This window comes from Metallosphaera javensis (ex Sakai et al. 2022) (genome assembly GCA_021654415.1).
Taxonomy (GTDB): Archaea; Thermoproteota; Thermoprotei_A; order Sulfolobales; family Sulfolobaceae; genus Metallosphaera; species Metallosphaera javensis.
Window position 1 is genome coordinate 471,056 of sequence record AP024487.1, and the last position, 17,882, is coordinate 488,937.

Here is a 17,882-nt window from a genome sequence, read left to right on the forward strand (position 1 = left end):
AAAAACCCGTTATTTCTTGATGTCTAAATAATCTATTCCCAGCTTGTTGAGTATTCCTCTAGCAGCTAAAACTCCTGTCGCCGCTGCTATGTTTATGCCTCTTGAGAGACCCGCGCCATCTCCTGCTGCATACAGGTTATCCACAACGGTTTCCATATTGCTATCCACGACAGCTTTCATGCTGTAATACTTTATTTCTGGAGCGTAAAGTAGCGTGTTGGACGAATAAATTCCTGAAGCCATGTTGTCCAGTCTCTCAAGACCTTCAACCAAATCAGCGACAACCCTGTAGGGCATTCCCATACTGATGTCTCCCGGTGTCACATCCTTGAGCGTGGGTTTAACTGTGGACCTTCCTATTCTCTCCCACGTGCTTCTTCTACCTTTCTCAAAGTCTATGAGCCTCTGAAGAATTGGCTTTTCTCCTCCCAACCTTGTCATCAATCTCGCTACACTCTTCCCATACTCAATGGTATCCTCTAGTGGGTCTGATAGCTTTACTGTAGCTAAGAACGCAAAGTTTGTATTTCGGCTTTTTTTATCCACATACGTCTCACCATTAACACCAATGGTGCCGTCGTCGTAGACCTCCTTCATGATGAATCCTCCCGGATTTACGCAGAAAGTCCTAACCTTATCGTCGTACTTCCTAGTGTACATAATAACCTTGGGATCCCAGACCGCACTAGTTAAATCCTCCATGATGAACGATTCCACTTCTACTCTAACGCCTATATCAAGAGGCCCTGATACCATATCTACGCCCAGCCTCTTGGCCTGATCGTAGAACCATTTGGCACCAGATCTACCTGGCGCAGCTAGCACTGTCTTGGCTTCTATCTCTCCCTTATTGGTCTTGAGATTGAACATATTCCCTTTCTTCTCCAGTTGATAAACTTCGGTAAGCTCTGAGATTTTTATTCCGTTTTTCTCCACGTAATTTGTCATCTCTTCTATTACGAGGGGACTCTTGTCCGTGCCTATATGCCTCTGGACAATGGGAACGAATTCTGCTCCAGCCTTAGCTGCTTTTCTCTGGACTTCTTTGACCCTCTCCTCGTTGGGTCTAAATAGCCTGTCCTTAGGAGCGCCAAACTTCACGAAAACGTCGTCAATATAGTTAACTAGGTTTTGCGCTTTCTCCCAGCTTCTCATTATCTCGTGAAGCTCTCCACCTATATCCGGCCTGAGGTTTATTATCCCGCTACTGAATGTTCCTGCTCCTCCCAGACCGTAGTTTATGTGACACGGTGTACAGAAGGTGCACTTTTCCTTGGGCGTGAGCAACGGGCAACTCCTTCTAGATGCCCTTACTCCCTTATCCAGTAGAAGAACCCTGTATTCTCCGTTCTTAGGTATGGCGTTGGCTATCTCATATGCCGCAAATAAGCCTGCGGGACCTCCCCCTATGATCACTACATCATACTCCATGCTACTCACCAACCTTCTCCTTCCGGAGATCTATGGTGTCTAAGGAATCCTCTCCCGTACCAATTAGCGTCACAGGAACCTTAAGCTCGTTTTCTAGATCCTCAATCCACATCTTAGCCTCCCTTGGCAGCTTAGAGTATTCCCTTACCCCCTTTGCATCCTTGAAGATAGCGTCTAGCTTGGTTATGGCGATCTGTGTGGCCGAATTAAGCTGAATTGCCTTTCTGGCAAGTGTTAGGTTAAAGGGTGCAGCTCTCCTCATTCTACCAGTGACAGTTCCTCTCTCCACAAGTCCCATCTCTTCAGCCTTCTCTTTGGGTAATTCGTTCTCTAGGTACCCCTCTCCTACCCTAGTCACGAACGACTTGAAGATGATGATGATCTGGTTCACGTATTTGGGTCCCAGCCCAATCTCGCTTAAAACCCCTCCTGATGTGGTATTCCTGCTGGTGACAAAGGGGTATTCTCCGTGATATAGGCTCAAGTACGTTCCCTGAGTTCCCTCGCCTAGAACCTTTTCACCCTTCTCTATATATTCCAGGGCAGTATCTGGCACATTTGAAATATATTTCTCTAGATCTTTAAAATCCTTAGCCAGTTTTAGTTTTCTTAGAACTCTCTTAGCCTCCGAAGTTCCTACCCCCTGACCGGTACTACCTATTACCTTCATTAGGTACTCGTCCCTTCTCTCCTCCTCTACCTCTTCTTGGGTGATTATCCCAACGTGCGGGTCCATCACGAACCTCTCCGCAGATCCAGTTTCATTCAATTCCTTAGTCAGTTGCTCTACGCTTGTAAGGGCTCCTGGGCCTAGGGCCAGTTTAACTTTAGGATTGACGAAGGCCGAGGGTATTATCCTGATTTTCCACGTCCTACCGTTATATGATACCGTATGGCCCGCATTTATGGATCCTGTCCTTATCGCAAGGGAATATCCGCCGTTTAAACCTAGATATGAAGCTATCTTTCCCTTACCTTCGTCTCCATAAAAACCTCCAACCAAAATATCTAACATTAAACACCGTTTTGGTTAATCTCCTTCCATAATATAAAAACCTTAACGTAGAGGATTTATCATGATAAAAACGGTGTTAATAGGGCCAGTAAACAGAACAATTACATTCTCTATATAGATAAAACTCAATTATTAATTAACTTGTAACGCTCTCGAGCTCCCTTTTCTGCATAGCCTCTTTGATTTCTATGGCAATTCTTCTCCCAAGGCTGATGGGCCTACCGAAATATAACTTGGAGTACTGGCTCCCTATTCCCATATAGGCGTTAGTCCCTCCACCTATTCTGGGAGCCACATCAAAGACCACTATGTCTAGGTCAGGAGTAACTGCCAGTTGTAATGTAAACGGGCCTATTATGCCTCTTTTTTCCAGTTTTCTGGTGGCTTCGACAAACGAGTAACCTGCCTCGAATAGCCTCTCAAGCATGCTCTCCCTAATTGTTGCCGGCTCATGACCGACCTCAATTAATCTGGGATATCTTCCCAGTTTGCTCTGTATATCAAAGGGAAGTCGATAATACGAATCCAAGTCACTTTGAATTCTTCTGTCAACGCTAATTATTTCAACTCTGTCAAATACTGGTGAGTAGAAATAGTTAACATTGAAGTACGCTCCAAAAATAAACTCCTCTATAACCATCTGTGATATTCCTTGCTGATCTATGATTCCGTCCCTCTCTAGGTTTCTCAGTTTCTCCTGAAAATCTTCCCTGTTGGCGGCGAAGAAGAATCCTCTTTCAACCCTTCTTTTTGCCTCAGGTATCTTGGCTATGACAGGACCTTCTACCTCTTCAGGTTTCAGGATCCTAGGCCTCCTTATTTTAGCCTCGTCGAGTATCCTGTAGTAGTTCTTCTCCCCTGTTCGCTCCTCCCATCTGAGCATCATCCTGTTTCCGAAGAACTTAACCTTCATGGTTTCGATAGCGTCATAACCTAGGTATACCGCCATGCTCCTGTTTGGTACGATGAGTGCATCCTGTTCAATCAGGTTCCTCTGAACATCCTCAGAAGAAATCTCTTTGAAATCATTGAGGACTATGCATGCATCCACTATCCTTTTGAACTCCTTGTAGGGCCTTTCCCTCCCCTTCTTGCAAAGCGCTATTGTGCTGAATCCCTCATCCTTGGCACCGTCAAATACGTCCAGTGCAGAGTGGCTCGCAACAGAAGCTATTTTCATGTTGTCACCTCATTTAGCCTGTTCTTCTGTAGGGCTAGATTTATTTCTCTCCCTATCCTCCTGCCTACGCTCATGGGTTCATCCCAATAGAGCCAGCTATACGGACTCCCGTCTACGTAAAGGTTAGTTCCAGCCACGATTCTTCCGGAGAATTCGAAGACAACCACATCTAGCGTATCCGTAACCACTGATTCGAGACAGAAAGGCCCTATGGCTCCCGGAGGCACAATGTCTCTTGTGGTCCTAACAAAATTCTCGGCGTATTCATACACCGACGGCAATAAACTCTCTCTAGCTACAGCGGGTATGTTTCCTGCAACCACAAAGGTTGGTTCCACTCTCAAATCGCTGGGAAGCCTCCTCAAACCGTCCACATTTGTCTCATATCTGATATCAATCCCTGTCATCTCCACACGTTGTAGAACGGGACTATAGAAGAATTGAAAGTACATAGGAATTCCAACTACGTATTCTTGGATGATCAGATCTTCGACATTATTGATAAGTCGCTTTTCCAAGAGCCTCTTTATCCCTTCCTTAACTTCCTGTTTATTCCTAGCTATAAAATATCCTCTACCACCCTTAGCCCCAGGTAATTTCACTATAACCATTCTGTCAACGTCCTCAGGACTTTCGAATTTCATTGGGGTTTTTATGTTACTTAATTCAAGTAATTTCATCTTCTTGGTTTGGTTGGATTCCCACGGGAACAGGTTTCTGTTGCCAAAAATCGGCGTTCTTATTCTTGAGACCCTCTCCATGCCTATGTATTCTATTAGACTTCCATGAGGTACAAATATGGAATTTGAAGTACTATTAATCTTATCTACAGCCTGATCTTCATCAGAGTATACGTAGAAATTGTCTATGAAACTGAATCTTCTGTAAAAACTTTCCCTTTTGGTGCTTACAACAATTCCTGTTTCAAAGCCCTCTCTCTTGGCTCCGTGAAGGATCTGAAGGGACGAGTGACTTGCTAGGGTGAGTAATAGCATCTCGAGGCTTAGAATAAGGAAATGTACTTTTAAACTTCCTTGATCTTGCAAAGAGTATGGATGTTGTCTGCCCCATAGATTGGAGGTATGGTAGCGAGGAGATGAGAAGAATATTCACGAGGGAAGGAATAATCAAGTACAGGATCAGGGTGGAGCTGGCCTTACTTCATGCATTGAAGGAACTGGGTTACCTATCTGAAGACGAGTACGTCAAGGTGGAGAAAGCCTCAGAGAGTATCACTCCTGAGGAGGTGGATAAGTTGGAGGCCAAACTTGGACATGATGTGATGGCCCTCGTGGTATCCATGGCTGAGAGGGCTGGGGATGCGGGTAGATTTGTTCATTTTGGTGCGACAAGCTATGACATTGTGGACACGGCCTACGCTCTCATGTTCAGGGATGCACTATCGATCCTGAAGGATAAGATGATCAAATCATTGGAGAAGCTGAAGGATCTAACTCTGAGATATCAAGACCAAGTTATGGTGGGCAGGACTCACGCTCAACACGCAGTACCAATAACCTTAGGATTCAAGTTCGCAAACTACCTGTATGAAATGACAAGGTCTCTGGAAAGACTTGTTGAGGTTGAGAAGAGGGTAGTACTAGGTAAAATGAGCGGAGCCGTTGGTACCATGGCCAGCTGGGGAAAGGATGGACTCAGGATAGAACAGCTTGTGATGGAGAAGCTTAACCTAAGTCCACATTCCATATCCACACAGGTTGCACCTAGGGACGGGTTTGCTGAGCTGATCAGCGATCTTGCCATAGCCGGTTCGGTTATGGATAGGTTTGCAATAGAGGTGAGGGAGCTCATGAGGCCAGAGATCGGGGAAATAGCGGAGGGAGTTGGAGAGAGAGTGGGTAGTAGCACCATGCCCCACAAGGAGAACCCCGTGACTGCTGAGAAAATAAGCGGGCTCTCCAAGCTACTGAGAGGAATGGTGATATCGGAACTGGAGAATATACCCCTATGGCATGAGAGGGATTTAACAAACAGTTCCAGTGAGAGATTCATCATCTCTCACGCCTTCCTTATCATGGATGAAATGATGGATAGTTTCTATGAATTGTTATCTAACCTGAGAGTCAACTTGGAGGCCATGGAAAGGAACCTTGAGCTAAGTAAAGGATTAAACATGGCGGAGAGCCTAATGATCAACCTCACACTGAAGGGAATACCTAGGCATAAAGCCCATGAGATGGTTAGCAGGATTTCCAGAGAGGCCAGAAAAAAGAATACCAGTCTCTTGGAAGAGGCAATGAAGGACAAGATAATTTCCTCCACGTTCTCGCGCGAAGAACTCGAAAGGATATTAAATCCCAAAGCATATCTAGGTCAATATAAGGCGATCATAGGAAGGGCTATAGATAGCTATGAGCGTCTTTTGAACAGGCTCAACGAGGCTAGGGGAGTTATACATTAATACCCCAAGCCAAAATTTTCCATGCCGCTGTAGCTCAGCTGGTAGAGCGCCGGCCTCGTATCTCCGAAGCGAAAGCCGGTGGTCGCGGGTTCAAATCCCGCCGGCGGCTCATTGGTGAGTTTGATGAAATTAAGGGAGCTGGGAGAGCATAAGTTCATTGAGACAGTCATATCCAAGTATGTGGATTCCGACGTTAACTTGGACGTCTATAGGCAGGGGAACATAGTTCTGAAAATAGACGGATTTCCCATAAAATACACTATGCCCTTTATGGATTTGTACGATCTGGGATGGAAGGCTGTAGTTGCAAGTATGAGTGATTTGATATCCTACGGCGCAATTCCTTCCGTGGTCCTTTCGTCTTTCGGGCTCAGTCCAGAGATCGAGTCAGGAGAGGCAGAGAAGATGATAATGGGAATGAGCGATGCATCCAGGTATTATGGAGCTATATTTGGTGGAGGAGATACCAATTCCTCGCAGGACTCTGGCTGGATAGACGTAGCCATACTTGGCAATCCTATTTGCGGAACCAGACCTAAGGCAGAACCAGGAGACCTACTATATATTACGGGCGAGTTAGGGCGAACAACTGGCGCATTTCTATGGTATATCTCAGGCGGAAAGTCTCCCTTAATCCAAGATTCTCTAATCAAACTTAAGCATCCAGTGGTGGATAGGGCCATTTTACGTGCACATAGTGAACTTTGTAATGCTATAGCACTCGGGACTGATGTGAGTGATGGGATACTGGTAAGTCTTAATAAAATAGCCCGTTACATTGGTTATGGAATTAATATAGATAATATTCCTTTAGTAGAATATATCCAGGAGTTGGTTGACAAGAACATTGTTACCATGGACGAGGTACTGAGATCTGGAGGGGAAGAATATGAGACAATTTTTGTGGTAAAGAAGGAGTCATTGCCTATTTTCTTGGATGTCGTAGATAAGTACGGTATATCTATGAAAAAGATCGGTAGTGTTATTGATAGCGAGCCTGAGATCAGATTAAGTTCAAAAAGATATGATGTCCACGGATGGGATAACTTCAAGGGCTGGTTTTAACCAAATAACCGGTTTGTAAGGAGAATAGACTTATATATAGTCCTAGCAATTTCATGTGTAGATCTACATGGCTCAAGTTGAGACAGAAAACAAGGGTTTTAGACTATTGCCAGCGCCATCTAAATTCGAGAATGGTGAAGTAAAGTTCGGCGACAGGGACATTAAGGTTGGAGGACCCTTACCTAAGCTTTCCCAGGACGAGAAGCTAATCAGGGTTACACATTCTTTGTGTCCCGCTTGTTACAGGTTACTTCCAGCGACTATATTCGAGAAAGACGAAAAGATGTACATCAGGAAAATATGTCCTGAGCACGGAGAATTCGAGGATCTTTACTATGGAGACGTGGGCATGTATTACAAATTTGATTACTGGGAGTACGAGGGCAAGGGTCCTAAAGTCCCTTACGTGGATCTTAAGTCCCCCTGCCCCTATAACTGTGGGCTCTGCCCCATGCATCATCAGCACTCGGCACTTGTAAACCTGGTCATAACTAACAGGTGTGACTTATCTTGTTGGTACTGCTTCTTCTACGCTGAGAAAGCAGGTTATGTCTTTGAGCCTACACTAGAGCAGATAAAATTCATGGTTGATCAGCTGAAAAGGCAGGATACAACAATAGTCATTCAGGTCACAGGTGGCGAGCCAACCCTGAGGGAGGACATAGTTGAGGTAATCAGGCTTCTCCGGGAGTCGGGCGTTAGGCATATTCAGCTTAACAGTTGGGGAGGAACTTTCGCTAAGATGTACATGACTGATCCCGATAAGGCAGTCAGGTATGCAATAGCATTGAGGGAAGCTGGGGTCAATACGGTTTACATGAGCTTTGATGGTACCACTAGAAAGACCAATCCCAAGAACCACTGGGAGGTTCCGTATACCTTAGAGGTGTTTAGAAGGGCAGGGATGACCAGTGTTGTCCTAGTGCCTACAGTAATCAAAACTGTAAATGACCATGACCTAGGAAACATAGTGAAGTTCGCAGCAAGGAACATGGATGTGGTGAGAGCCATAAACTTCCAGCCTGTCAGTTTGACGGGAATGATGAAGAGAAACATGAGGGCCAAGTTCAGAATAACTATCCCAGAAGTTCTGAAGAACATAGAGGATCAGACCGATGGTGAGATCACCAGGGATAGCTGGTACCCAATAGGCACCTCTGTTGTGTTCTCGAGGTTGGTCGAGGCGCTAACTGGTAAGGAGCAATTTGAAATGGCTAACCACCCGAGCTGCGGTGCTGGAACCTACATTTACATAGAATGGAGAAACGGAGAACCTCACTTTATACCAATTTCCAAGTTCATTGATCTAGAGGGACTACTGGAGTACTTCAAGGAGAAGGCAGAGGAACTTAAGGAGGGAGCAAATAAGTATTGGATAGGAATGAAGTTACTCTATAACGTCAGGAAATTCATAGATAAGGAGAAAGGTCCCAAAGACTTTGACGTGTACAAGATGCTGTATAACGTAGTAGTAAGCCATAACTACGAGGCTTTAGGTGAATGGCACTATAGGACACTCTTCCTAGGAACCATGCACTTCATGGACCTCTACAATTACGACATCAACAGGGTCATGAGATGCGATATTCATTACGTAGTACCTGACGGGAGAGTTATTCCGTTCTGTACTTACAATGTTCTCAACGATCTCTATAGGGATAAGGTACTTAGGGAGTACCAGATACCCCTAGACGACTGGATAAAGAAGCATGGGGAAAACAGTCTAGGCGACGCAATGAAATATAGAAGGGTGGCAAGTACCCTGGAAAAGGGAGAGATATACAAAGAAACATACAAGTACTTCGGCGAATAATTTTCTTCATTTGATTTTTCTTTTATAAATTATAACTATTTCTTCTCCACATTGACAAATATAGCTAGATTGTAGCTTAAGCACAGGCGACAGGTACCCAGGAAAGCCTTCTCCGTCAAAGATGGAAGTTCCAGATCCAAATATTCTTGGAGAAATGGTTACCCTGAGTTCATCCACGCATTCCTCCTTCAGGAGAGACCAGTTTAATTTTCCTCCACCCTCAACCATTACTGTTCTTACCGAGAACGTTTGATAGAGATCACTCATGGCGTCGCACATGGTGGAGAAAGTCCTCACGTATACTCCCTTATCAGTCAGGCTTTTCAAAGAATCGTTAAGGTTCTTTGTGTAAACCACAGTGGGAGGAGGTACATTGAATATTTTCAGCCCAGGGTCCAGATCTCCGCTATTGGTTATAATAACTCTAATTGGATTTTTCCCTTTGTAGTACTTTAGAACCAGACTAGGGTTATCAACTCTAGCAGTTCTTGCTCCTATTACCACCGCATCTACCTGCGCTCTTAACATATGCTGTCTTGTTTTATCGTACTTACAGCTAAGCTCACTGAAGGAATCCCGGGCCGCTATCTTGCCATCCACTGTCATTGTGCTGGATATGATAATGTAGGGTCTCATCTTTTCAAATCACAGGTCTCAAGTTATAAAACCAAACTCGCAAGTCACATTTAGATCTCTTTTCACAGGTTACGCAGCAGTCATAACAAACGTTGCTGTTCTTTATCCCACAGAACTTGACCATCCTAGGTCTGAAGCAAGATCCACAGTTTTCCTCGTATACCATTTTAATACCTCTTGTATTCATATAGCCCGAAAATATATTTAATCCTGGAGTCAAAGGGGCTTAATTTAGAGGCCCCTACAAAGAGGCTGTCGTTATTTCTCAAGATTATTGAACCTCGAGTGGGAGAACCACTCCTAGTTATTTTAATATCTCCCATCACTATCCTATTTTCTCTCAGAACCATAAAGGGTGAAACAGGCGGATACTCTTCACCGGCGCATTTACCCATCCTCAAGCCGGTTGAATCATTCTCGTGAACGATAATTCTAGCGTCTATCGTATCCACGAGAAATTTGGCACCTGCGGCAGCGTCCCTCAAACAGCTGGTCAAAATCACGTAGATGGACTTGGTCTTTTCCTTGGCAATCTCCAGAACGTTCCGTAACAGTTCTGTAGGCTGTTCTCTTCCTCCAGTGTCTATAAGGTAGAAGTTATCTCCGGTCTCAACTAAGTAGGCGTTTCCAGGATATCCGTACATCTTTCCCGCAACTACGTAAACTCCCTTAGCTATCCTCGCAATGCTCACAGATCAAATACGACCTCCATTGGAAATTCGTTGACGGAGTTAATGTTTTCTCTCTTTGCTACAATGATGAGAGCCCCTATGACAGTGGCGCCTGCCTTTTTAATCAGTTTCGATGTAGAAAGTAAAGTTTTTCCTGATCTCATCACATCGTCAACTATAAGGATCTTATCCGATTTTGATATGAAGTCTCGCCTCGCGTAGATGCTGGCAACCACACTATCAGACTCCTTTACGTTTTCTTCCACGTAGGTCAAGTATATGGAGTCCTTATGTTTTTTCACGATTATCAGTGGCTTATCCAGTATCGTGGAAACGATGGTGGCAAAGGGTATCCCGTTACTTGCAATACCAACCACTTTTTCCGCATGCATGAAATGTGCAATGTGTGTCTCTAGGAGTATCTTTAACATGTTAGGGTAGTGAAGAAGCTCCGATGTGTCGATGAAAGAATCAGGAAATTTTCTAATTTTATCTTGGAAAAATCTATGAAGGAATCCTCTCTGGCTGACCTTTCCAATCAGGTCTCTTGCCTGTTGCTCGCTGGGCACAGTGGATCCATTGACGTACCTGCATAGAAGACTCTCCTGTAAACCCAACAACTTGGAAAGTTCCTTATAGGTGTACCTGTTCTTTAATTCTCTCAGCAGATCCACGGCTAACAATCTATCCCTTAGGTCTTTGTCCTTACTTCCATCGCGAATCATTAAAATATCGCCTTCCCATTGTTGTTACAGATGATTGGGATCTTAAGTGCTGATCAAGTGATGTAAAAAGGTTTCCTGATCAGAGGCCTAGTTTCCTTCTTATGATCTCGTTAACCAGCTTAGGATCAGCCCTTTTTCCGGTCTTTTTCATAACAATTCCCACGATGTAGTTAGCAACCTTTGGGTCCTTCTTAACTTTCTGAATTAGCTCAGGTTCGTTCCTTAACGCCTCGTCGACTATACCTTCTATAAGGCCTTCATCAGAAACGGTGGTAAGACCCATGGAAGCTACTATATCGGCGGGCATCTTACCCTCAGTTATTATAATGGGCAGTATTTCCTTGACAATCTTTATAGTAATAGTGCCCTTATCCATCAACTCCAGTAACTGGCTAAGGTGTTGTGGAGTCGCCTTGGAGTCGGTAATTTTCATGTTTTTATCGTTTATCCATCGAAGGTAGTCATTGATTATTAGATTGGATAATTTCTCATAGTTTTTGTAATTCTTTGCCGTAGCCTCGAATAGATCAGCGAGAGCCTTATCCATGACCAGAACAGTGGCGTTATATCTGTTTATCCCATATTGTTTTATCATTCTTTCTACTCTAGCGTCCGGAAGCTCTGGGAGGTTCTCCCTAATCTTTCTTACAAGCTCCGATGATATTTCATATGGAGGAAGGTCAGGGTCTGGGAAATACCTATAGTCTTCATCAGTTTCCTTAGCCCTAGATGAGACTGTGACCTTTCTGGCGGAGTCCCAGTGCCTAGTTTCCCTAGGAACTTCCTGACCCTGTAGTATGGCGGCCCTCTGCCTGGCTACCTCATATTCCACTACCTCTTTAACGTCCTTAGGGGATCCCACGTTCTTAACTTCCACCCTCTCTCCTCCTTCCACCGAGATGTTAACATCAGCCCTCATTGAGCCCTCAATTTCACAGTCACATACCCCAAGGTGCTCTAGAATGGACTTAAGCTTGTCCAGGAACAATTTGGCTTCTTTAGAATTTTCTAGGTCAGGTTCAGTAACTATTTCTAGCATTCCCATTCCAGACCTGTTGTAATCCAGAAGAGTATAGGTGCTGGTTAACATGGATCCTGTGGGATATATGGTCTTGGCTGGATCTTCCTCAATATTTATCCTTCTTATTCTAATAATCTTTTCTCCTAAATTAATTCTACCATTTCTAGCAATAGCCATACTGCCTGGGCCGTCATATTGGGAAATTTGATAATTTTTGGCCATATCGGGATAGAAATAATGTTTCCTAGTAAATGTTAGATACCTAGGATACTCACACTCTAGAGCCATGGCCACCATTAGGGCCTTGGTCAAGGCCTCCTCATTTAGTACCGGTATTGCCCCAGGAAGGCCCAAGCACACGGGACACAGATCCGTATTGGGATCTAAATTAACGTAATCTGCGGGACATGAACAGAAAAGTTTAGTTTTTAGGGAAGTTAAGTGAACGTGAACTTCGAGACCAATTCTAGCCTTTGGCTCACTCATTATTCTCACCTTTTAATACGAATGAATGCGGAAGGAGTTCATTTAAATAAAATGTAATGATTTTCCCAGTTTTATCCCTAGTTACTATCACAATATCGGTTCCAAACTCCCTAAGGACCTGCCTACATGCACCACATGGCATTATTCCACTTCCATCCGAAAGGGAAACCGCTATCTTCTTGAACTTTCTAATCCCCCTTGCGACAGCAGTGAATACTGCCACCCTCTCCGCGCACATAGACAAGCCATAGGAGGAGTTCTCCACATTAGTGCCCAGTATGATCTCTCCGTTCTCTCCAAGCAATGCCGCTCCAACCCTTATACCTGAGTATGGCGAATAGGAGTTGCTAGCGGCCATCGTGGCCTGAGTCAGAAGCTCCTCATCCGAAGGATCTGTCACCTGCATCACCTAACCCTGGCACAATATATCCCCTGTTATTAATTTCAGGATCTATGGACACGGTAAAAATATCCACATCAGGATACTTGTTACGTATTTTGGTTATACCGTACTCTGACGCAATGACAGACGCTATGATCATCCTCTTAGGCCGAAGCTGAGATATCATGTCTAGTATCTTCATCATTGTACTCGCTGTAGCTATCATGGGGTCCGCAATAATAGCGATGTCATCTCTTGAGATTCTTGGGAACTTCATATACGTTATTTGAACTTCCATTTCTGTAGGCGGGGAGGAACTTTCCACCTCCTTTCTAGAGGCAGCAACAACGCCCTGCTTGGCTGCAGGAAATGCCTTCAAGAGTCCCTCAACTAGAGGTGTAGCCGCTCTTAACACGTTAACTATCATGATATTGTCTAGGTCTCTTATTACAACCCCCTTTGCCTCCACTCCAAGTGGAGTTACTACCTTGACAATATCAAAATCAAGATGATTAGCTATCTCGTATCCAATAAGCCTCCCCAACCTGACCATTCCTTTCCTAAACATTATCTGATCGGTCTTAACGTCTCTAAGTTGAGTTAATATATGCAAAAATAGGGGCTTATCTAGTAAAAATACAGCCATGAAGTTACCTCTTGGTTGTTAACTTTCTTGCCTCCCTTTCTGTTTCCCTAAGAATTACGATGTCTCCAAGTCTCACTGGGCCCTTAATGTTTCTGGTTAATATCCTGCCCTTGTCCCTTCCTTCAAGAACCCTTACTCTGACTTGAGTAACCTCTCCTGTAACTCCAGTCCTATCCAGTAATTGAATAACCTCAGCTGGAAAGCCGAACTCCTCAATAATTGAAGAGGTCTGTTGTCTTTCGCTCATGTTTTCTTACCTTGTATAAGGTCTCAGCAATTCACTTATATACTTCACTCATATTGAGATAAGGTAGATCAAGATGGTAGTTTCCCATAAATGCAGTTTCTGTGGCGGGGATATACCACCGGCTACTGGCATGATGCATGTTAGGAATGACGGAACAATCCTTTGGTTCTGCTCAAATAAATGCAGGAAATATATGTTAAAGTATCACAAAGACGCTAAAAAGTTAAAGTGGACAACCTCCTACTCGAGGGTAAGATAAATTGGCCATCCAGAAGACCTTTGTAATGATTAAGCCTGATGGAGTGAGAAGGAAACTCGTTGGAGAAATAGTGGCAAGGATAGAGAGGAAAGGGTTAAGAATAGCTGCGATGAAGATGGTCAAGATTGACAAGGAAAAGGCAAATAAATTATATGAAGAACATATGGGAAAATCCTTCTTCAATGAACTTGTGAGTTATATTACTTCAGGTCCAGTGGTTTGTATGGTGATAGAAGGAGACGAGGCAGTTAAGGTTATGCGAACCCTCATAGGGGCCACAGATCCTAAGGATGCGTCGCCTGGTACCATTAGGGGAGACTTTGCCCTATCTAAGGCCGAGAACGTAATACATGCCTCAGACGCGGAAGAAAAGGCAAAAAGGGAGATGTCTCTTTTCTTTTCCCAGAACGAGATCATTGAATGAAAATGCCATAGAGGGGATTCTCCGACTTTTTTATCTTTATCAGTTCTTTAATAACTTCCATCATATCTTCAGTAATGGAATCCTTATAATTCTTGAAAAGTATTTCCAGATCCTCCTGAGGAACGTCGGTGTAAAGAACGTCTCCTTCTTGTACTTGCCTACCTATCATTATATTTCCCTTTATTGACATGGAGACCTCCATACCCTTTGTGGCCCTCTCAAGATTCTTCTTGTTGTCCTGAATCGCCAGAACTTCTCCTACCCTCTGTCCATCTTCCCTTATAAGTGGATATTTGGGCTTCACTACTCCTCCTAACACCTCTATGCCTACAATGGCTGGATCGCTTCTTCTAAAGACGTATCCTGGTAATATCTTGATCTTTCCTGGTAAAATCAGGGAATCTAGGGTCCTCCTCTTCCTCCTTTCCCTAAGATCTTCTATGTATTTTACAGTGTCATCAATTAACTGGTAAATTATATCATTGTAAATTATCTTCACCTTGGATACGTCCAATCCTTGGAGAGGCTTCACTCTGAAGGCAGCAATTATCCCATACTCCTCAACCTCCTTCGCTGAGAGTTCGGCTTCAATTAGATCCCTCTTCGTGATTGGACCTATATCGGCAACTCTGACCGGGATTCCTATTTTCTCAAATCCTGCTACCAGAGACTCCAAGGATCCTAAGCTGTCCGCCTTTACAACTATGCCTGTAGAATTTCTGGAGAACCTTACCTTGGATAGCTCCTCCTCAATTAATTTCCTAGCTTCCTGAAGCTTGGCCTCATCGTTGGCAACGTATAGGGGAGATCCAGCTAGAGCTTCTTCCAGACCAGGTGCAGAAATTTTAACACCCGCCGCTGCAGATATCTCATCAATACTCTTGTAACCTGACCTGGTCATTCTCATGTCTTGTAGAGGTGCAGGGAGTAGGATATTCCTTATTTTGGTTACAATTGCTCCGTTTATACCTCCTAGCACTATTGTATCATTTTTCCTGAGTATTCCATCATAGATTATTACATCAATGGTATGTCCCAATCCCTGTTCTTCCTTAACTTCGAGAATTACTCCCTTGGCCGGTCCCTCCACAACTCTTAGCCTTGTTTTAAGGTACTGTTGCGTCAGACCTGCCAAAAGAGCTAGTAGTTCAGGTAAACCCTCCCCAGTCTTCCCTGACACTGGAACAATGGAGATATAGCGCGTGAAATCTCTTACCCTATCGAATCTTTCCGCATTAAAACCCATTTCTGCTAACTGCATGACCAATTTGTATACGTAATTGTCTAGGGCTTTCTGAACACTTTGCGATTGGGTTTTAAAGGACTTTGTAAAGGTCTCATTCTCTAGAGGCTTCCAACCAGGGATCCTGTCAATCTTATTGGCTGCAACCAGAAATGGTACCTTCTTATCCTTCAAGATCTCGATAGACTCTGTGGTCTGCTTCTGGAATCCTTCAGTTATATCTACAACTAGGATCGCTATGTCCGCTACACTACCTCCTCTTCTCCTCAGGTTAGAGAAAAGTTCATGTCCCGGTGTGTCTATGAAAAGTAATCCTGGAATTTCTAGTTTTACAGGAATAATACTTTTCAAGGGCTGTGCAACCTTCTCAATGACGCTACTGGGAACGAAACTAGCGCCAACTTCTTGGGTCATCTCACCCGGCTCCTTCTTAACAACAGCTGTTCCCCTAATTTTGTCTAGAAGAGTTGTCTTACCATGGTCAACGTGACCCAAAACCACAACAATTGGCTGTCTAAGTCTCACCTCTGTCTTAGACAATCAGAATCACCGAACCTACATGATATGGTGAGCTTTGTTTATTATTTTTAAGTAAGTACGGTTTTTCCTTTGGTTGAGAAAAATGGTCGTAACTGATTTTGAGAGCATGGCTTTGGATGTAGCGGTGAGATATAAAGGAAAAATACAAGTTATGCCGAAGGTTCCTGTTAACTCCCTAAATGATTTCTCAGTGCTTTACACTCCTGGAGTGGCAGCAGTTTCTCAGGCTATTCATAAGAATAGGGAACTATCGTTCCACTATACCTATAGATGGAATGCGATTGCTGTGGTAACAGACGGATCCAGGGTACTGGGTCTTGGTGACATTGGTCCAGAGGCAGCTATGCCGGTAATGGAAGGCAAGGCTCTCATCTTTAAGTTCCTAGGTGGGGTGGACGCTATTCCTCTTCCTTTGGGGACAAAGGACGCAGATAAGATTGTGGAAACGGTAAAGTTACTGGAGCCCGCCTTTGGCGGGATAAATCTGGAGGATATCGAGTCCCCTAAGTGCTTCTATGTATTAGAGAAACTTAAGAGTATAATGGAGATTCCTGTTTGGCATGATGATCAACAAGGTACCGCGGGAGCTACCCTTGCAGGATTGATCACAGCCCTGGAGATAACTGGAAAGGATCCCAAGACCATTAAAATTGTTCTCTTTGGTACAGGTGCCGCTAACATAGCCACTGCACGTCTATTAGGAAAATTTGGAATTCCGCTTAAGAATATTGTACTTGTAGACTCGGCAGGAGTGATCTATAGGGGAAGGGAAGACGAGGAAAGAATGAAAACCGAAAATCCATGGAAATATGAGCTACTTAAGGAGACCAACGGAGAAGGTGTCACCAAGATAGAGGACGCATTTAGGGGAGCCGATGTTGTGATAGCCGCATCAAAACAGGGGCCAGACGTAATTAAAAAGATCTGGATAAAGCTAATGAATACGGACCCCATAGTGTTTGCACTGGCCAATCCTACACCTGAAATATGGCCGGAAGAGGCAAAAGAGGCCGGAGCCAAGATTGTGGCAACTGGAAGAAGCGATTTCCCCAATCAAGTGAATAACTCCCTCATTTTCCCGGGAGTGTTCAGGGGGTCTCTAGATGTCAGAGCTAAAGCAATAACGGATGAAATGGTGATTGATGCGGCGAGAGAGTTAGCCAGTCACGTGAGGGAGAAGGGAGCCACCCCAGACTACATCATTCCAAAGATGACTGAGTGGGAAATATATCCGCGCGTAGCTGCAGCTGTGGGAATAAGGGCTATACAGCAAAATGTTGCTAGGGTATCAAGGAACTATAACGAGCTCTTTGATAACGCTAAAGCCTTAATCGAGAAAGCAAGAACGCAATTGAGATCTATAGCTTAAATTTTTATAACTATATACACTATGAACCTTTGCCTAGTATACTAGGGTGTAGGTTATGCGTTCATCTTCTAAAAAGATAGATCCGAGCGTGCATGTTCTTGTTCCCAAACATGAAGTGCTTTCCGTTGAGGAAGCGTTCAAGGTTCTCAAAGAGCTTGGTATTGGGCCCGAGCAACTTCCTTGGATGAGAGCTTCGGATCCTATGGCAAGGACGATCAACGCGAAACCAGGGGATATTGTGAAAATCACAAGGAAAAGTCCCATAGTTGGAGAGCTCGTAGTTTATAGGTATGTGGTGAGTGGATAG

Annotated in this window: 19 protein-coding genes and 1 tRNA gene; 8 read left to right on the top strand and 12 right to left on the bottom strand. The window is 44.1% G+C overall.

Annotated elements, in window-relative coordinates:
• Positions 1-9: 9 nt before the first annotated feature.
• The 4 genes from QVC96_RS02860 to QVC96_RS02875 all read right to left on the bottom strand — a co-directional run bounded on the left by QVC96_RS02860 (position 10) and on the right by QVC96_RS02875 (position 4,621).
• Entirely contained in the window at positions 10-1,431 is a 1,422-nt protein-coding gene (locus tag QVC96_RS02860; RefSeq protein WP_238024686.1) for an NAD(P)/FAD-dependent oxidoreductase, read from the bottom strand.
• A gap of 1 nt (position 1,432) precedes the next feature.
• Positions 1,433-2,446: an adenylosuccinate synthetase gene (locus QVC96_RS02865; RefSeq protein WP_287689864.1), complete on the bottom strand. Its 1,014-nt coding sequence runs from the start codon at positions 2,444-2,446 to the stop codon at positions 1,433-1,435.
• 136 nt (positions 2,447-2,582) lie between these two features.
• Complete coding sequence (locus QVC96_RS02870) at positions 2,583-3,626, bottom strand: formate--phosphoribosylaminoimidazolecarboxamide ligase family protein (RefSeq protein ID WP_287689865.1); 1,044 nt, start codon at positions 3,624-3,626, stop codon at positions 2,583-2,585.
• Complete coding sequence (locus tag QVC96_RS02875) at positions 3,623-4,621, bottom strand: formate--phosphoribosylaminoimidazolecarboxamide ligase (RefSeq protein WP_287689866.1); 999 nt, start codon at positions 4,619-4,621, stop codon at positions 3,623-3,625. The genes QVC96_RS02870 and QVC96_RS02875 overlap by 4 nt, the downstream gene beginning before the upstream one ends.
• Positions 4,622-4,677: 56 nt before the next feature.
• On the opposite strand from QVC96_RS02875, the gene purB reads away from it, so the two are divergent.
• The 4 genes from purB (at position 4,678) to tes (ending at position 8,926) form a co-directional block, all read left to right on the top strand.
• Complete coding sequence (purB, locus tag QVC96_RS02880) at positions 4,678-6,048, top strand: adenylosuccinate lyase (RefSeq protein WP_287689867.1); 1,371 nt, start codon at positions 4,678-4,680, stop codon at positions 6,046-6,048.
• 23 nt (positions 6,049-6,071) lie between these two features.
• Positions 6,072-6,157 (top strand) — tRNA-Thr (locus QVC96_RS02885).
• 14 nt (positions 6,158-6,171) lie between these two features.
• Entirely contained in the window at positions 6,172-7,113 is a 942-nt protein-coding gene (locus tag QVC96_RS02890) for a thiamine-phosphate kinase (RefSeq protein ID WP_287689868.1), read from the top strand.
• A 67-nt stretch (positions 7,114-7,180) separates the two neighbouring features.
• Positions 7,181-8,926: a tetraether lipid synthase Tes gene (gene tes, locus QVC96_RS02895; RefSeq protein WP_287689869.1), complete on the top strand. Its 1,746-nt coding sequence runs from the start codon at positions 7,181-7,183 to the stop codon at positions 8,924-8,926.
• A 6-nt stretch (positions 8,927-8,932) separates the two neighbouring features.
• Here the strand turns inward: tes and QVC96_RS02900 are convergent, their stop codons facing one another.
• The 7 genes from QVC96_RS02900 to QVC96_RS02930 all read right to left on the bottom strand — a co-directional run bounded on the left by QVC96_RS02900 (position 8,933) and on the right by QVC96_RS02930 (position 13,740).
• Positions 8,933-9,562, bottom strand: a complete 630-nt coding sequence (locus QVC96_RS02900; protein WP_287689870.1) for a 2,5-diamino-6-(ribosylamino)-4(3H)-pyrimidinone 5'-phosphate reductase — start codon at positions 9,560-9,562, stop codon at positions 8,933-8,935.
• A 167-nt stretch (positions 9,563-9,729) separates the two neighbouring features.
• Positions 9,730-10,254, bottom strand: a complete 525-nt coding sequence (locus QVC96_RS02905) for an MBL fold metallo-hydrolase (protein ID WP_238024678.1) — start codon at positions 10,252-10,254, stop codon at positions 9,730-9,732.
• Positions 10,251-10,958, bottom strand: a complete 708-nt coding sequence (locus tag QVC96_RS02910; protein WP_238024677.1) for a phosphoribosyltransferase family protein — start codon at positions 10,956-10,958, stop codon at positions 10,251-10,253. Before QVC96_RS02910 ends, QVC96_RS02905 begins: the two co-directional genes overlap by 4 nt.
• A 79-nt stretch (positions 10,959-11,037) precedes the next feature.
• Complete coding sequence (gene gatB / locus QVC96_RS02915) at positions 11,038-12,465, bottom strand: Asp-tRNA(Asn)/Glu-tRNA(Gln) amidotransferase subunit GatB (RefSeq protein WP_287689871.1); 1,428 nt, start codon at positions 12,463-12,465, stop codon at positions 11,038-11,040.
• Complete coding sequence (gene cdd / locus QVC96_RS02920) at positions 12,458-12,871, bottom strand: cytidine deaminase (RefSeq protein ID WP_238024675.1); 414 nt, start codon at positions 12,869-12,871, stop codon at positions 12,458-12,460. Before cdd ends, gatB begins: the two co-directional genes overlap by 8 nt.
• Entirely contained in the window at positions 12,846-13,493 is a 648-nt protein-coding gene (upp, locus tag QVC96_RS02925; RefSeq protein ID WP_287689872.1) for a uracil phosphoribosyltransferase, read from the bottom strand. Before upp ends, cdd begins: the two co-directional genes overlap by 26 nt.
• A 4-nt stretch (positions 13,494-13,497) precedes the next feature.
• Positions 13,498-13,740, bottom strand: coding sequence for a 30S ribosomal protein S28e (locus tag QVC96_RS02930; RefSeq protein WP_238024673.1), 243 nt, complete (start codon positions 13,738-13,740; stop codon positions 13,498-13,500).
• 73 nt (positions 13,741-13,813) lie between these two features.
• On the opposite strand from QVC96_RS02930, the gene QVC96_RS02935 reads away from it, so the two are divergent.
• A complete protein-coding gene (locus QVC96_RS02935; protein ID WP_011921174.1) occupies positions 13,814-13,999 on the top strand; it encodes a 50S ribosomal protein L24e in 186 nt (61 codons plus the stop codon).
• A gap of 1 nt (position 14,000) precedes the next feature.
• Positions 14,001-14,423, top strand: coding sequence for a nucleoside-diphosphate kinase (ndk, locus tag QVC96_RS02940; RefSeq protein WP_287689873.1), 423 nt, complete (start codon positions 14,001-14,003; stop codon positions 14,421-14,423).
• On the opposite strand, the gene infB is transcribed toward ndk, so the two are convergent.
• On the bottom strand, positions 14,413-16,206 hold the full coding sequence (infB, locus tag QVC96_RS02945) for a translation initiation factor IF-2 (protein ID WP_287689874.1): 1,794 nt from the start codon (positions 16,204-16,206) through the stop codon (positions 14,413-14,415). The genes ndk and infB overlap by 11 nt on opposite strands.
• A gap of 82 nt (positions 16,207-16,288) precedes the next feature.
• Between infB and QVC96_RS02950 the strand changes: the two genes are divergently transcribed.
• Both QVC96_RS02950 and QVC96_RS02955 read left to right on the top strand, forming a co-directional pair.
• Positions 16,289-17,575 carry an NAD(P)-dependent malic enzyme gene (locus tag QVC96_RS02950; protein ID WP_287689875.1) on the top strand — a complete coding sequence of 429 codons (1,287 nt, stop codon included), beginning with the start codon at positions 16,289-16,291 and terminating at the stop codon, positions 17,573-17,575.
• A 55-nt stretch (positions 17,576-17,630) separates the two neighbouring features.
• A complete protein-coding gene (locus QVC96_RS02955; protein ID WP_011921178.1) occupies positions 17,631-17,882 on the top strand; it encodes a DNA-directed RNA polymerase subunit H in 252 nt (83 codons plus the stop codon).

Excerpts from the sequence above, each read along its gene's own strand:
- QVC96_RS02870 (WP_287689865.1), bottom strand. The coding sequence starts at position 3,626 with ATGAAAATAGCTTCTGTTGCGAGCCACTCTGCACTGGACGTATTTGAC.
- purB (WP_287689867.1), top strand. The coding sequence starts at position 4,678 with ATGGATGTTGTCTGCCCCATAGATTGGAGGTATGGTAGCGAGGAGATG.
- gatB (WP_287689871.1), bottom strand. The coding sequence starts at position 12,465 with ATGAGTGAGCCAAAGGCTAGAATTGGTCTCGAAGTTCACGTTCACTTA.
- QVC96_RS02890 (WP_287689868.1), top strand. The coding sequence starts at position 6,172 with ATGAAATTAAGGGAGCTGGGAGAGCATAAGTTCATTGAGACAGTCATA.
- QVC96_RS02865 (WP_287689864.1), bottom strand. The coding sequence starts at position 2,446 with ATGTTAGATATTTTGGTTGGAGGTTTTTATGGAGACGAAGGTAAGGGA.
- QVC96_RS02955 (WP_011921178.1), top strand. The coding sequence starts at position 17,631 with ATGCGTTCATCTTCTAAAAAGATAGATCCGAGCGTGCATGTTCTTGTT.
- QVC96_RS02860 (WP_238024686.1), bottom strand. The coding sequence starts at position 1,431 with ATGGAGTATGATGTAGTGATCATAGGGGGAGGTCCCGCAGGCTTATTT.
- QVC96_RS02930 (WP_238024673.1), bottom strand. The coding sequence starts at position 13,740 with ATGAGCGAAAGACAACAGACCTCTTCAATTATTGAGGAGTTCGGCTTT.
- cdd (WP_238024675.1), bottom strand. The coding sequence starts at position 12,871 with ATGCAGGTGACAGATCCTTCGGATGAGGAGCTTCTGACTCAGGCCACG.
- upp (WP_287689872.1), bottom strand. The coding sequence starts at position 13,493 with ATGGCTGTATTTTTACTAGATAAGCCCCTATTTTTGCATATATTAACT.
- QVC96_RS02950 (WP_287689875.1), top strand. The coding sequence starts at position 16,289 with ATGGTCGTAACTGATTTTGAGAGCATGGCTTTGGATGTAGCGGTGAGA.
- QVC96_RS02910 (WP_238024677.1), bottom strand. The coding sequence starts at position 10,958 with ATGATTCGCGATGGAAGTAAGGACAAAGACCTAAGGGATAGATTGTTA.
- QVC96_RS02900 (WP_287689870.1), bottom strand. The coding sequence starts at position 9,562 with ATGAGACCCTACATTATCATATCCAGCACAATGACAGTGGATGGCAAG.
- QVC96_RS02935 (WP_011921174.1), top strand. The coding sequence starts at position 13,814 with ATGGTAGTTTCCCATAAATGCAGTTTCTGTGGCGGGGATATACCACCG.
- tes (WP_287689869.1), top strand. The coding sequence starts at position 7,181 with ATGGCTCAAGTTGAGACAGAAAACAAGGGTTTTAGACTATTGCCAGCG.
- QVC96_RS02875 (WP_287689866.1), bottom strand. The coding sequence starts at position 4,621 with ATGCTATTACTCACCCTAGCAAGTCACTCGTCCCTTCAGATCCTTCAC.